Below are 14788 nucleotides of genomic sequence, written 5' to 3'. Positions count from 1 at the left end.
CCATGCTGAGCGCGCTCATCGTCATCATCTTTTCCACCTTGGGGACCGCCTGGTTCCTGAATGCGAAGGCTAAGGAGCTGCGGCACCCGAAATCCGTGCTCTGGGGGGCGTACGCCTTTCATTACCTCCTGTTCGCGGTCTACTACATCAACTCGCTATACAACAACAGCGACTCGCGGCGCTACTACCGCGATTCGTTCAGCGGAAGCTACATCGGCGACAGCTGGGAAGATTTTTACGGGATCGGATCGGTCTTCATCAAGTTCATGGCCTTTCCCTTCGTTAACGGGCTGGGATTCAGCTATGAGGCGATGATGCTGCTCTTTTCCTTCTTCGGCTTTCTGGGGATCTTATACTTCTACCTGTTCATGGTAGACAAGACTACCTTTCGTCACCGCTTCCTGGGCGTGGACTTCGTGGTGCTGCTGTTGTTCCTGCCGAATATGCATTTCTGGACGGTGTCCCTCGGTAAGGGGGGGGTCATCCTCATGGGCCTGGGTATGGTGTTTTACGGCCTAAGCGACATCGGCCGGCGGCTGATCACCACCGCCATCGGGGGGCTGTTGATCTTCCACGTCAGGCCACACATTCTGCTGGTCGTACTGCTGGGGGCTGTAGTGGCATCGCTGACTTCCTCAAAGGGCATCAAAACGTGGCAGAAAACGCTCATCGTGCTGGTCGCCATTGCCGCCCTGGTACCCGTGGCCGGTACCTTCCTGGACCTGGCCGAGATCGATGATGCGAGCGCGGATGGCTTTACGGACTTCAGCGACACGCGGGGGCAGTCACTGACCAAAGCGGATTCGGGTGTGGACATCGCGAACTACAACCAGTTCATGAAGCTGTTCACCTTCTGGTTTCGCCCGCTTTTCGTCGACTCGCCTAACGCAATGGGGCTGCTGGTATCGGTAGAGAATGTGTTCTACCTAATCCTTTTCTGGAAGTGTCTCTCCATGTCCTTTGTCCGCTTCGTTCTGCAATCTTCCTGGGCGGTTAAAATTTCGCTCGTCACCTTCTTCGGTATCTCTTTCGCCCTCGCCCAGATCAGCGGTAACATGGGCATCGCGATCCGCCAGAAGTCGCAGGTCATGTACCTTTTCCTGTTTATCGTCCTGGCCTACGCCGATTATGCCTACCGTACCCGGGGTAAAGTGATCATTGGTGAGTGAATCCGTCGTAACCGTGCCCCGCCTGGTCATTTCGCTGGACTTTGAGCTTCACTGGGGGGTATTCGACCACCTCCGGCTGGACGGGCCGGGCAGGAAGTACTTCGACCGCACCCGGGAGCTGATTCCCATTACGCTGCGGCGGTTCGCCGACCACGGCGTAGCGGCAACCTGGGCCACGGTGGGTATGCTGTTCGCCCGGGACCGCGAGGACCTGCTGGCCGCCGTCCCTGACGTGCGGCCCGCTTACCGGAACGCCGCGTTGAATCCTTACGCGCTTCTCGATGGCGTGGGGCGCGACGAGTCGGAAGATCCGTATCACTACGCCCCGTCGCTCATCCAGGCCATCATCGATACCCCCCGCCAGGAGATGGCGAGCCACACCTTCTCCCACTTTTATTGCCTGGAGCGGGGGGCCACGGCGGAAAGCTTCGCCGCCGACCTGCGGGCCGCCCGTCAATTGGCCCTGGCCAACTTCGGGGTGGAGCTCACCTCCCTCGTGTATCCACGTAACCAAAGCCACTTCACGGAGGTGGCGGCGGCGGCTGGGTTCACCAGCTACCGGGGGAACCCCCCCGCCTGGTTCTGGCAGGCGGCAAACGGTGAAGACACCGGCTCCGCCCAGAAAGCCGTGCGCCTGCTCGATCACTACCTGCCGCTGAGCGGACCCTCGACCGGGCATCCGGAAGGGGGATCACCTGACCTCGCTAACCTCCCGGCCAGCCGGTTTCTCCGGCCCTACCTACCCAGACTGGACGGCTACGGAGGACAGCACCTGAAACTCCGCAGGATACTTTCCGAGATGACCGCCGCCGCCGAAACCGGCCGCACTTACCACCTTTGGTGGCATCCGCATAATTTAGCTACCGATCCGGTCAAAAATATGGCTGCCCTGGATGCCGTGCTCCGGCACTTTAGCCGTCTGCGGGAACGCCACGGTATGGAAAGCGTGACCATGCAAGAACTCAGTCATGCCCGACAGTAAACCGGGTGCCCGGGAGTTGCGGCTCCTGCGGATCACTACCGTACCCATCTCCCTGCGGTTGCTCATCACCGGGCAGGCGAAGTTTATGGCAAACCACGGGATGGAGGTGCTGCTGTGCAGCGCCGACGGCCCCGAAGTAGAACTAGTCCGGGACTACGAGAAATGCCCCCACGTGATCGTACCCTTTACGCGGGCGATAACGCCACTGCATGACCTGCGGTGCCTCCGGCAGCTGGTGGACCTGATGCGCCGCTTTCGCCCGGATATCGTGCATACTCACACCCCCAAGGCGGGGCTCCTGGGCATGCTGGCCGCCCGTATGGCGAGGGTGCCCGTTCGTATCCATACCGTGGCCGGCCTGCCCTATATGACGACTACCGGCAACCGGCGCCGCCTGCTTGTTGCCATGGAGCGGCTCACTTGCCTGGCCGCTACAAATGTCTGGCCCAACAGTCGGAGCATCCTGAATGAGCTGACGGAAAGAAAAATATGCTCCCCCGATAAACTGGAGATGATCGGCCAGGGCTCCACGAACGGGATCGATCTGGCCCAGTTTTCACCGGAATCGTTGTCCGATGAAACCCTTACCGCGGTAAAGCGGGAGATGGGCTACGATCCCGCCTGTCGGTACCTGGTGGTGGTGGGCCGTCTCGTGCGGGACAAGGGGATCATCGAAATGCTCGCGGCCTTCCGGGGCCTGTCCGGTGAGCTTCCCGATCTGCGCCTGGTACTGCTGGGCCCGCTGGAAGAAGAGCGGGCCGAAGAGACACTACCCGCGGAAACGGTGGAGGAGCTGACGGGGAACCCGGCCATCGTCCATATTCCCTGGACGGATGAGGTGCCGGCGTATTTGCACCTGGCCCACCTGCTGGTCCACCCCTCCCACCGGGAAGGCTTCCCCAATGTCCTGCTGCAGGCCGGCGCGATGGGTTGCCCTATCGTATGCTCCCGGATTCCGGGTAACGTGGACATCGTATCGGATGACGTGACCGGCTTGCTGTTTCCCGTCGGCGATGTAGGTGCGCTAACCGAAGAACTACGACGCGCTCTGACCCGTTACAGTGAGGTCCGTCTAATGGCGGATGAGCTGCTGCAGGAAATCAGGGAGCGGTACGACCGGGGCGTGATCCACCAGACGCTTTTGCGGCGCTACCGGGAATTGGCTGCCTCCGAAGAGCGGTAGCCGGTACTATCCTAACCAAAACAATTATTCCCGTATGGTCAATCGTTTGCCGACGGCAGAAAACGAATCTGACATCAAGTACCTGGACCACTTCCGCTCCGCCATTCTGGTGCGCAGAACGGAGGAGCGACTGCTGGACCTCTTTGGCGAGGGGAAACTCAACGGTACGGTGCATACGTGCGTCGGACAGGAGTTTTCCCCCGTCATGATCGTCCCGCACCTGGAAGCGGATGACTTCATCGTCTCGAATCACCGCGGCCACGGTCACTTCATTGCCCGTACGCAGGATGTGCGGGGGCTGATGGCCGAGGTTATGGGGCGGACGACCGGGGTAAGCCGGGGCATGGGCGGCAGCCAACACCTGACGGCACACCGCTACCTCTCTAACGGCATTCAGGGGGGCATGGTCCCCGTGGCGGCCGGCGTCGCCCTCTCGGATACGATCAAGGGAAATAAAAGCCTCAGTGTCGCCTTCACCGGTGACGGAACCCTGGGGGAGGGCATCCTGTACGAAACCCTTAACCTGGCGGGAATCTGGAACCTGCCGCTGCTGGTCGTAATCGAGAACAACGGCTATGCACAGTCGACCTCCTTCCGGCAGACCTTTGCGGGCTCGGTGGAGGAGCGGGTCCGGGGATTCGGGCTGGAGTACATCCACAGCTCGACCTTCGATCTGGACGATTTGGACCAGGCGAGCCGCCGGGCAGTAGAAACCGCGCGCGGCGGCCGGCCGGTGGTCCTGGAAATTGAGACGTACCGCCTGAATAGCCACAGCAAGAGCGACGATAACCGCCGGGAGGAGGAAGTGGCGGAATACCGCGGCAAAGACATGATCAACGCCTTCGCCGAAGCGCAACCCGAGGCGTACCGAGAGCTGGTCGCCGCGGCGGACCAGATCATCGACGAGGCCGTAGCAGCGGCCGAGGGTGATCCCGTACAGGAAGGTTGCCATCCGGCCTGGGACGACACACCGGCAGCCGGAGCTTCCGGATGGTCGCCCCTCTCCGAGCGTAGTGACACCCGCTTCAACGAGCTCATCTACCAGGCCCTGCAGGAGCAGTTTGCCGGCGACGAGCGCACGGTGCTGATCGGTGAGGATATCCAGGAGCGGACTGAGTTTACGGACAAAGCCTACGGGGGGGCCTTCAAGGTGACCCGCGACCTGAGTACCCTATTTCCCGACCGGGTAAGAAATACCCCCATCAGCGAGGCCGCCATCACCGGCGTGGGGACCGGTCTCGCCGTGGGCGGCATGTTGCCCGTCGTCGAGATCATGTTCGGGGACTTTATGACCCTCACGCTAGACCAGCTGTTGCAGCACGCGGCCAAGTTTCACGCCATGTACGGCGGTCGTGTCAACGTTCCCCTGATCGTCCGTACGCCCATGGGCGGCCGGCGGGGGTACGGACCTACCCACAGCCAGTCCATCGAACGCTTCTTTCTGGGTATTCCCGGGCTGAGCGTGGTGGCCCTGAACCACCGCATCGCGCCCGGAACGATTTACCGGGGGCTGTTCGAACGGAGCAACAGTCCGGTGGTCGTACTGGAAAACAAGATCCTCTACACCCGGAGCCTCAACCGCAAAACTCCGGACGGCTTCCTCCTGGAAAGCAGCGGAGGCGACCTGCCGGTGCTCCGGATGCGGCCCGAAGGCGTGGCGGCGGAGGTAACGATTCTCTGCTACGGCGGAATGCTGGAAGAGGCGGAGCGGGCCGCGGAACGCGCCTTTGACGAGCATGAAATTCTCTGTGAAGTGATTTGTCCGACGCTCCTGCACCCCTTCGATCCTGCCTCGCTGCTGGAGAGTACAGCAGTCACCGGTAAGCTGGTCGTGGCGGAAGAGGGTACTTCCTTTGCGGCCTTTGGCGCGGAGGCGATCGCCTCGGTGGTCGCGGCCGGGCCCCGCGAACTGGCCGTGAAGCGGCTCGGATTCGACGGCGTGATCCCCTGCTCGCTTCCCGGGGAGATCAAGCTGCTGCCCGGTACCGAAGCCATCGTTAATGCCGTAAAAGAACTCGCCCATGGCCGCTGATCAGTCCGTCAATGTCGTCGTCCCCAAGGAAACCGTTAGTGATGACTTCTACCGGGTCACCGAGCTGAACTTCGCCTCGGGAGACCGGGTAGCGGAAGGGGATACCATCGGAGCCCTGGAAACCTCAAAGGCCGATTTCGAGCTGGACGCGCCCGCCGACGGCTACATCCACTATATGGTCGCCGAAGGCGAGGACATTGCGGCGGGCGAGGTGTTCGCACGTATCACGCCGCAGAAGGAGATGAGCGCGCCGGACCAGCCGGCGCCCGACTCCCCGACAGGCACCGCCAACGCAGCCCCCAGGGGCAACGTACGCGTATCGGCCGCCGCCCGGGAGATGATGAAGGAGCGTGGCCTGGAAGCAAGCGACTTTCCTGGACTTTCGCTGATCACTACGCGGGACATACTGGGAAACGGGACACCAGCGGGCAGACCCCGGACCGACGTGCCCCGGGTGATGGCTTCGCCCCAGAACGCTACCTACGATGCCCAATCGGTGATCATCATCGGAGAGAAGGGGCACGCAGGGGCCTGTCTGGATCTGCTGCAGCATCAGCCCGGCCTCAGGTGCGTTGGGTTCATCGGTACGGAAGACTCCCCGTCGGAGGCGTACGGGCTGCCCATTCTCGGTACGAACGATGACCTTCCGGACCTCTTTACGAAGCACGGTATCCGGCAGGCGGTCATCGGTATCGGGGCCCTGGCCAATCCGCGGGCGCGGAGCCGGATCTACGAGATGCTGACCGGATTAGGGTTTACGGTACCGAACCTGATCCACCCCCGGGCAACCATAGAGCGGTCGGTCAGCATGGGGCAGGGCAACCAGGTTTTTGCGGGTGCGATAGTTGGCAGTAACGTCACGGTAGGTAACAACTGCATTATCAATTCCGGTGCCATCGTAAGCCACGATTGCGTACTCGACGATAATGCCCACCTGACGCCCGGCAGTACCCTGGCGGGTATGGTAAGCATCGGGAAGAACTCGGTAGTCGGCATGAACAGCAACGTATACCTGGGAGTCTCGATCGGGGCGGGGCAGCTTGTCAACAACGGAGAAAACGTCTTCAAGGACCTTGCGGACAAGTAAGCCGCCCCGCAAGCGCTATGGAGAAAGCTGATCGCGTGGCCCTGTTGGGGTACTCCGGCCACGCTTGGGTGGTCTGTGAGGCCTTGCTGGCAATCGGCCGAACGCCGGCCGGGTACTACGATCTCGAACCCAAGGAAAGCAACCCTTTTCATCTGGCTTACCTCGGCACGGACCACGATATTGAGGGCGGCGGTGGCCCGGACGTCAGCTTTTTCCCCGCAACGGGCGACAATACCCTGCGCCGTAAACTCACCCAACGCATACTTGGGCGGGGTTTATCCCTGACCGAAGCCGTAATCCATCCCGCCGCCACCGTTGTGCCTAGCGCCCGCATCGCAGCCGCCGCCCTGATAGCCGTGCGGGCCACGGTCGGAACCTTCGCGACCGTCGGGGTGAGTGCGATCATCAACACCGGTGCGCAGGTCGATCACGAGTGTTTTGTGGGTGCCTATGCCCACATAGCGCCCGGGGCGATACTGACCGGCAATGTACACGTGGGAACGGGGGCCCTGGTAGGCGCCGGTGCGGTCGTGCTGCCGGGAATTCACATCGGCGATCACGCCACCATCGGCGCCGGAGCCGTAGTTTTGCGCGACGTACCCGCGGGTGCCACCGTGTACGGCAATCCCGCAAAATCCAGAACATGATCCCCCTTTCCATCCCCCACCTGGCCGGCAACGAATGGACCTACGTCAAGGAATGCCTGGACACCGGCTGGGTATCCACGGCGGGGGCCTACGTCGGTAAATTCGAAACGGCCATCGCGGACTACACCGACAGTCGCTTCGCCATTTCCTGCATGAACGGAACGGCGGGGCTGCATACCGCCATGAACCTGCTGGGCATCGGGGCCGGGGATTACGTGCTGGCGCCGAACCTAACCTTCGTAGCCACCCTCAACGCCATTGCCTACACCAAGGCCGACCCGCTGCTGCTAGATATCGACGTTGACAGCTGGCAGCTCGATCTCGACCTGCTGGAATCTTTTCTCGCCGAGCGCACCGAAAAGCGCGACGGGGCCTGCCACCTCAGCGCGGACGGTCGCCGTATCGGAGCCATCATGCCCGTCCACGTGCTCGGCAACATGTGCGATATGGACCGGCTGCTGGCCGTGTGCGGGGAGCATAACCTCCCGATTATCGAGGACAGCACCGAGGCCCTCGGCTCGACCTGGAAGGGGCGCCACGCCGGTACTTTCGGCGTATTCGGAACCAGCAGCTTCAACGGCAACAAGATCATCACCACCGGCGGGGGCGGCATGATCTTCACTCAGGACGAAACCCTGGCCACCCGGGCCAAGCACCTGACCACTACCGCAAAGACCGATCCCCTGGATTACTTCCACGACGAAGTCGGATACAACTACCGGCTGGTGAACGTACTCGCCGCCATCGGCCTGGCCCAGATGGAGCAGCTGCCCGGCCTGATCGAGCGAAAGAAAAAAATGGATGCCTTTTACCGAGAGCAACTCAAGGGGGTAGGGGACATCACCTTTCAGCGGGTGACCGATGGCGTTGATCCCAATTGCTGGTTGTTCACCTTCCGAACCGACCGCATGCGGGAGTTGCTCACTTACCTCAATGACTGCGGCGTACAGTCGAGACCCTTCTGGACGCCGATGAACCAGCTACCGATGTACGCGGGGCTGACCTACGTCACCGAGAACCACCAGGCCAAAAAGGTGCACGAAACCGCCATCAGCATCCCCAGCTCCAGCGGGCTGACGGATCAGCAACTGCAGGAAGTGGTGGATACGATCAACGAGTTTTACAACGGGTAGAACCCAGCAAAATATAAGGGCCTGTACCAACAGGCTTCAACACCTTACCACAGGTCTTCACGGATTCCCACGGATGTGCAGCTCAGCCCTCAGGAGCAATGTTACCTTGGAAATCAGTGGATAACCGGTCTATCAGGGCCGTGTAATCTGTGGTAAAAACCGGCAAGCCCGGTAGAAACAAAACCCCATGAAACACTTCAGCCTAAACAGCTTCATCAATACCTACGTAACCGAGCGCGAGGAAAGCCTATTTACCGCTGACCTGGCCACCTACCATGACCAACTCGCGCGTGAGATCGACGGTAAGTCGGCACTCGTCATCGGCGGGGCCGGCACCATCGGGTCGAGCTTCATCCGGGCCCTGCTGCGGTTCCGGCCCGCGCGGCTGTACGTGATCGATATCAACGAGAACGGCCTTACCGAATTAACCCGGGACCTGCGCTCCGCCGCCGACCTCAACGTCCCCGATGATTACAAGCCCTACCCGATCAACTTTGGCGACCCGGTATTTGCCAAGATCATGCAAAACGAAGGCCCCTTCGACATCGTGGCCAACTTCGCGGCGCACAAGCACGTGCGCAGCGAGAAGGACCACTACTCCATCGAGGCCATGATCGACAACAACGTACTCAAGGCCAAGCAGCTGCTGGAACTGCTGCTGGCGCAGCCACCGAAGCACTTCTTCTGCGTATCCACCGACAAGGCCGCCAACCCCGTCAACGTGATGGGGGCCAGCAAGAAGCTTATGGAGGAGGTTATCCTGGCCTACTCCGACCGGCTCAAGATCAGCACCGCCCGCTTCGCGAATGTCGCCTTCTCCAACGGGAGCCTGCTGTTTGGCTTTCTGGAGCGGATGATGAAGCAGCAGCCGCTGAGCTCCCCCAATGACGTGAAGCGCTACTTCGTGAGCCCGGAGGAATCCGGCCAGCTTTGCCTCCTCGCCTGTATCCTGGGCCGCAGCGGAGAGATCTTTTTTCCCAACCTGCGCGAGGAGCAGATGCGCACGTTCTCCAGCATTGCCGAGGACTTCCTGCGGGAGTACGGCGACTACACCCCCCGGTACTGTAGTACCGAGCAGGAGGCCCGGGAAGCGGCCGCCAACCTCTCCCGGGAGGACGAAGCGTACCCGGTCTACTTCTTCGGCAGCAATACTTCCGGAGAGAAGCCCTACGAGGAGTTCTTTACCGAGGGGGAGGACATCGACCGCGACCGGTTCGCCCAGCTCGGAGTGATCCGCAACGCCGGCCGCAAGAGCGTGGAGGACATAGACGTGATGTTTGCGCGCCTGAACGCCCAATTTCGGGACACTACCATCGATAAGGCCGCTATCGTACAGTTGATGGTCGATTTCATCCCTAACTTTGTGCACCTAGAGACCGGTCGTTCCCTCGACCAGAAAATGTAGAGATGTACCCAGTTGTAAAGCGTTTTTTTGACGTTTGCTTTGCCTTTTTCGCCTTGCTGATTCTTTCCCCGCTGCTCATCCCGATCGTCATCGGCCTGAAGCTTACGGGGGAGGGGTACGTCTTTTACTTGCAGGAGCGCATCGGTTACCGCAACCGGCCCTTCAACATCTACAAGTTTGCCACGATGCTCAAGGACAGCCCTAACATGAAGGGCGGCATCATCACGACCGCCCGCGATCCCCGGATCACGCCGATGGGGGGCTTTTTACGGAGTTCGAAGATCAACGAGCTGCCGCAGTTGCTGAACGTCCTTTTCGGGACCATGAGCTTCGTGGGGCCACGGCCGGTGATGCGTAAGAGCTTCGAGCAGTACCCGACCGGGGTACAGGAGGTGATCTACAACGTCAGGCCCGGGATCACCGGCATCGGAAGCATTGTCTTCCGCGACGAGGAGCGGCTCATCACCCGCGTGCGCGACCGCGGCGACGATACCTGGGAATACTACCGGACGGTCATTTACCCGCACAAGGGCCGCGTCGAGCAGTGGTACCAGGCACACCAGTCGTTTATGGTGGACCTGAAAATTTTGTTTCTTACTGCATGGGTGATCATCCAGCCCGGTTCCGATCTCGTATATCGGGTGTTCCCGGAGGTGCCGGTATTTTCCGAGGCGGGCGTCGTACAGTGACCGCCACCCGGGAGTAGGAACTCACGTACACCATTAATCACGCACCTTGGCGGCGGGTAACATCCTCTTCATTACCAATTACTTCCCACCGCGGCCGGCGGTAGCGGGACGGCGCCTGGGGCAACTGGCCGAGTGGGCCAGGCACCGCTACGGGGCGATCTACGTCATCCGGGCCGACCGGGGGTTCAAAGGGGCCGATCCGCCCGGCCTGCACGTCACCGCCCTGCCGGCCCGGGATCTCCGCACCGTAGCCGGTGGCAGCGGCCCGGCGCAGACCCTCCCTTACGACAGCCTCCGCCGGCGCCTGTCCGGCCCCCTGCTCGATCTCCGGCAGTCCTTCCCCTTCCTCTACCTCACCGACGACGGTGGCCCGGTCTACCGCCGCGAGGCCTACCGCGAAGCGGTGCGGCTGGTACGCGAGAAACGCATTACCACCATCTTGTCCTCCTTTCGCCCCTGGAGCGATCATCTCGTAGCCCGCCGGCTCAAACGCGAATTTCCGCGGCTGCACTGGATTGCCGATTTCCGCGACATTCACGCCGATCCCATCCGCCACGACGTATGGTGGCCCGCCCTGCAACGGTGGTGGGGGCGGCGCGTGCTACGGGAGGCCGATGAGGTGTGGGGCGTATCGCGGGGACAGGTAGAGCAGCTGCGCAAGCTCTTTCCCGGCGCGACGGTGCGGCGCAACAGCATCAACGAGCTTCCGCCGGCGACAACCGCTCCCCGGACCGACCGCTTCACCATTGTTTATACGGGCAGCCTGTACGAACGACTGCACACCCTGGCCCCCCTTGTCGACAGCCTCAACGCGCTGGTCGCCGCCGGTGAGGTGGAGCCCGGAGAGGTCGAGCTGGTATACCGGGGCAAGGATGATGCCCTGTGGAAAGAGCTTACCAAGGACCTAAACCAGTACGTCCACTGCAATACGCGCGGGTACATTTCTCCCGCGGCCGCGCAAAAGCTGCAGCGGGATGCCCAGGTGCTGCTACTGCTCAGCTGGACGGGCCCCGATTACTACGGGGTACTCACCGCCAAGCTGTACGATTACCTCTCTACCGGCCGGCCGATCATGGCCATCATCAAGGGACCGGCCGATCCCGAGATCGAGGAGATACTGACGGCTACCCATACGGGCGCCAGCTTCCATGCCGGCAAGTCTCCCCGTGGCTGGCTACTGGAGTGTTACCTGGCCTGGCGGGAAGGAAACGGGAAGTTGCCGTGGTTTCCCAACCTCGACGCACTGAATCAGCTCGTGGCGGGTGAATTGACGATTGGCGAGGAAGGCCCCCGCACCGAGGCTCCATAAAAACCGGGAAGCGCCTGCTGCCAGGGGTGGGCCTTGTGGTCTACCTGCAATCTCTTTCCTGCACGTTCATTGGGCCGTACCGGCGCGTCTTGGGCGAAACGCTCAAGTGGTGCCCTCTTTATAGGTCGGCACGCCAGACTTTTCCGTTTTCAAAGATGACGATTACGCTGAAGGCGGGCAGCGAGATAGCCCTTCCAGGTCGGACTGATCCATGAAATTCTACCGCCTCAGCAGGAGAGAACCGCTGCTTTCAAACGGAAGATTACGGCAGGTGTAACGCAAACTGTACGTATATACTCCGGTAGCGGATGGCTTACCGCCCACCGTCCCGTTCCACCAACCCGTTAGTTCTTGCTCGCTGAATTGGGCGCTTTCGTGAACGAGCCCACCCCAACGATCATATATCCGCAATTCCTCGACGCGGAGGTCTCCGTAGGTGCTATAAAGTCTGAATAGGTCGTTGCTGCCATTCCCGTCGGGAGAAAATGCGTTTGGGATGTAGGTAGTTACTACGGAGAGGTCTAGGGTCCTCACCAGCGGGCAACTGGTATCCGAAACTAAGGTATCCACGTACTGGCCGGGCTGGGTATACCCGAATACCTGGTCTCCTCCGCAGATCGTATCGCTCACCGCTACCTGTTCCATTTCCCATAACGCCAACTGAAGCGTGCGAATGCTGTCGCAGCCGTCTACGGCTTGCAGGGTATCTACATACAGTCCCGGCAGCGAGTAGCCGGCATACTGTTGGCCCTGGCAGATTGTGGTATCGATCTGGGTGAAGACTGCCGGAGACTGGAGAAGAACCAGCGTGCGAACCGTATCGCAGCCCGTGTTGCTTTTTAATGTGTCCAGGTACGTGCCGGGCTGAACGTATCCTTCAAATGAATTGCCCGCACAAATACGCACCGTATCAAAGCGCTGCTGCAGGGCAGGGGGGGCCAGGCGAAGTTCCCGGATACTATCGCAGCCGATGGAAGTATGTAAGGTATCTATATATGTCCCGGGGCCGGGATACATGCGCGAGTAAACGGGGTCACAGAAACTAGCCTCCACTACGGAGTAGACGGCGGGCACCACTATCAGTTCTGTGATTCGGATGGTATCGCAGCCATCCGATATTAGGGTATCCCGGTACGTTCCGGATTCAGTGTGTCCCAGGTAATCCTCCCCTGCACAGCGCACCACGGTTTCCGTCTGGGTCGTAAAGTCTTCCACCCGCAAGGTGAGTTCTATTATGCTGTCGCAACCATACTGGTTCGAAAGTACCTTTTGGTACTGTCCGGCTTCGGTATAGCCCATATAGCTGTCACCGGAGCAAATGACTTGTTCGATAGCGGTAACATTACTTGGTTGCTCCGTTTTGCCGCTCGCAAAAAGGTATCTGATTTCTCCGTCGGTAAGCGCAGCGTTGAAGATGCACACGTCATCCAGTGTTCCCTGAAAGAATTCGGTGTTGCCAGGGCTGTCCCGCGCGATCTCAAGGGGGCCGTCCGTTTTTAGTAGTTCGGTGAAATCGAACGTATACGTGGTTACCAGTTCGTCGTTTAGGAAGATGTCAAGCTGGCCTTCCTTGAAGCGCCAGACAAAAAAGCTCCACTGATTCAGAGGCAAGCTACCCGGGGCGTTGAAGACATCCACCCGCGTCCATATTGGACTGTTCGGGCCGGTATACCGTAAATACGGAATCACGTTTTGCTCCCTATAGATTACCGAAAAGGGCGTCTTGTCCTGGCCGGGCAATGTCTTTGCTAGAATGGTCATCCAGGTATTGTTATACAGCCCGGATGGGCGGGCCCATCCACAGATGGTCACCTCACGCTCGATGGTCGCATACTGTGGCGCGTCTTCCACAATGATGTAATCGTCTTCCCCATCGAAGAAGAGTGCATTTCCGTTTACTCCCGTTGTGCAAACAGGGTTACCGAAAATGGTGCCGTGGTTGCCGTAATCGCTATTGTCCAGCGCGCTGCCTTCAAAAGGGTAATAAGCGACCAGAGAGGTGTCCAATCTGCCCTGGGCCCGTAGTGGAGAAAATAGGCCAAGACTTAAGGTGGACAGGGCCAACGTAATGTAAAGTGAGTAGGGCATATAGCTAGGCCAAAGTGGGAAACGTCGTGAAATACTTGGTGTATAACTGTGAGCTATGTATGTATGGTTTTAATAGACATTCATTTCACATTTGAATTCCTGTCGTAGCGGCTGGTGCTCTAACGACCGCTCCACGTCGTTGGTAGAAACTGTTGGAGCGTTGTTCGGCGGGCTCAGGGGCGGGGAATGCGTACGTTGTTTCTCACCATATTCGACTGTTCGTTGTTAGCACCCTTTTCAATAAAAATCATATTGTGATAAAAGTGCATAGCCACGATGTTGCGGTCGTAGTAGGTGGGGACGTAACCCGGGCGCATGAGTTCCTGATGATTGAGGGAATCGGTCAGTTGCTTGAAGTAATTCATGATGGTACCCGGTTGCTGTAAATCGTTGCTGTCGCCGCCGTAATCCGGCCAGTACGAAGTCTGCACGTCCTCAATGGCGTAGATGCCGCCCCCTTTGAGGTAAGGAAAGAGAAATTCGAAGGTAGTGATGACGTGATCGTTTAGGTGGCTGCCATCGTCGACAATTAGGTCGAGCGGACCGGTTTCCTGCACTACTTCTTCCAGAAAGTCGGTATCCACTTGGCTGCCCTGAAAAATCCGGATGCGCTTCTCCTCGAGTAACGACTTATCGTAGATATCCAGCGCGTAAATCTGGCCGCGCCAGAAGTATTCCTTCCACATCCGGAGCGAATGGCCTCCCTGATCGGGTTCGGCGTAGCCCCCGACGCCAATCTCCAACATCCGTACGGGGCGGTTGCGCAGGTGCCCGAAGTGGCGCTGGTAGTGTTGGGTATAGAAGTGGACGCCGGTCTTGTCGGTCCCGTAAATTTCGCCGATGCGGGTAAGGTTCTTACGGTTTGGTACCGAGCGCAGCTTCTGGTAGGTTCTTTTCGTACGCTGAAAGGCGTCCGGAGAAAGGCGGCGCTCCAGGATTCCCTCGATCTTGCTCTTTAACTTCATGGAGTAGTGGTACGTTCCGTGTCCCGGTACGGGGCCGGCGCGCTAAGCTAGGGCTTTTTGCCGCAGGTCGGTAAACCTCGTCCGTACCTTACCTTCGCC

Annotated in this window: 12 protein-coding genes; 10 read left to right on the top strand and 2 right to left on the bottom strand. The window is 59.8% G+C overall.

Annotation, left to right across the window (positions count from 1 at the left end):
* The first annotated feature begins 2 nt into the window (after positions 1-2).
* From DQG19_RS18710 to DQG19_RS18665, 10 genes are all read left to right on the top strand, one after another.
* Complete coding sequence (locus tag DQG19_RS18710) at positions 3-1169, top strand: hypothetical protein (RefSeq protein WP_116127830.1); 1167 nt, start codon at positions 3-5, stop codon at positions 1167-1169.
* Positions 1162-2151: a polysaccharide deacetylase family protein gene (locus DQG19_RS18705; protein ID WP_116127829.1), complete on the top strand. Its 990-nt coding sequence runs from the start codon at positions 1162-1164 to the stop codon at positions 2149-2151. The genes DQG19_RS18710 and DQG19_RS18705 overlap by 8 nt, the downstream gene beginning before the upstream one ends.
* Positions 2138-3334, top strand: coding sequence for a glycosyltransferase family 4 protein (locus DQG19_RS18700; protein WP_116127828.1), 1197 nt, complete (start codon positions 2138-2140; stop codon positions 3332-3334). The genes DQG19_RS18705 and DQG19_RS18700 overlap by 14 nt, the downstream gene beginning before the upstream one ends.
* A gap of 34 nt (positions 3335-3368) precedes the next feature.
* A complete protein-coding gene (locus DQG19_RS18695) occupies positions 3369-5366 on the top strand; it encodes a dehydrogenase E1 component subunit alpha/beta (protein WP_116127827.1) in 1998 nt (665 codons plus the stop codon).
* On the top strand, positions 5356-6453 hold the full coding sequence (locus DQG19_RS18690) for a NeuD/PglB/VioB family sugar acetyltransferase (RefSeq protein WP_116127826.1): 1098 nt from the start codon (positions 5356-5358) through the stop codon (positions 6451-6453). Before DQG19_RS18695 ends, DQG19_RS18690 begins: the two co-directional genes overlap by 11 nt.
* A 17-nt stretch (positions 6454-6470) precedes the next feature.
* The gene (locus DQG19_RS18685; RefSeq protein ID WP_116127825.1) at positions 6471-7100 is read left to right on the top strand and encodes a NeuD/PglB/VioB family sugar acetyltransferase; all 630 of its coding nucleotides are present in this window, start codon (positions 6471-6473) and stop codon (positions 7098-7100) included.
* Complete coding sequence (locus DQG19_RS18680; protein WP_116127824.1) at positions 7097-8233, top strand: LegC family aminotransferase; 1137 nt, start codon at positions 7097-7099, stop codon at positions 8231-8233. The genes DQG19_RS18685 and DQG19_RS18680 overlap by 4 nt, the downstream gene beginning before the upstream one ends.
* A gap of 187 nt (positions 8234-8420) precedes the next feature.
* Positions 8421-9638 (top strand): polysaccharide biosynthesis protein, encoded by a 1218-nt coding sequence (locus tag DQG19_RS18675; protein WP_116127823.1) that lies wholly within the window; start codon positions 8421-8423, stop codon positions 9636-9638.
* A gap of 2 nt (positions 9639-9640) precedes the next feature.
* Complete coding sequence (locus DQG19_RS18670) at positions 9641-10327, top strand: sugar transferase (protein ID WP_116127822.1); 687 nt, start codon at positions 9641-9643, stop codon at positions 10325-10327.
* Positions 10328-10373: 46 nt separating this feature from the next.
* The gene (locus DQG19_RS18665) at positions 10374-11636 is read left to right on the top strand and encodes a hypothetical protein (protein WP_116127821.1); all 1263 of its coding nucleotides are present in this window, start codon (positions 10374-10376) and stop codon (positions 11634-11636) included.
* A 219-nt stretch (positions 11637-11855) separates the two neighbouring features.
* Here DQG19_RS18665 and DQG19_RS18660 read toward each other — a convergent pair whose 3' ends face one another.
* Both DQG19_RS18660 and DQG19_RS18655 read right to left on the bottom strand, forming a co-directional pair.
* Entirely contained in the window at positions 11856-13724 is a 1869-nt protein-coding gene (locus DQG19_RS18660) for a LamG-like jellyroll fold domain-containing protein (RefSeq protein WP_116127820.1), read from the bottom strand.
* A 173-nt stretch (positions 13725-13897) separates the two neighbouring features.
* Positions 13898-14689: a class I SAM-dependent methyltransferase gene (locus tag DQG19_RS18655; protein WP_116127819.1), complete on the bottom strand. Its 792-nt coding sequence runs from the start codon at positions 14687-14689 to the stop codon at positions 13898-13900.
* Positions 14690-14788 lie beyond the last annotated feature (99 nt).

Origin of the sequence: Lewinella sp. IMCC34183 (genome assembly GCF_003390915.1) — a bacterium.
In the GTDB taxonomy this organism is placed as follows: domain Bacteria; phylum Bacteroidota; class Bacteroidia; order Chitinophagales; family Saprospiraceae; genus Neolewinella.
Note: the sequence above shows the minus strand (reverse complement) of the source record. Positions and strands in the feature narration are given on the sequence as shown.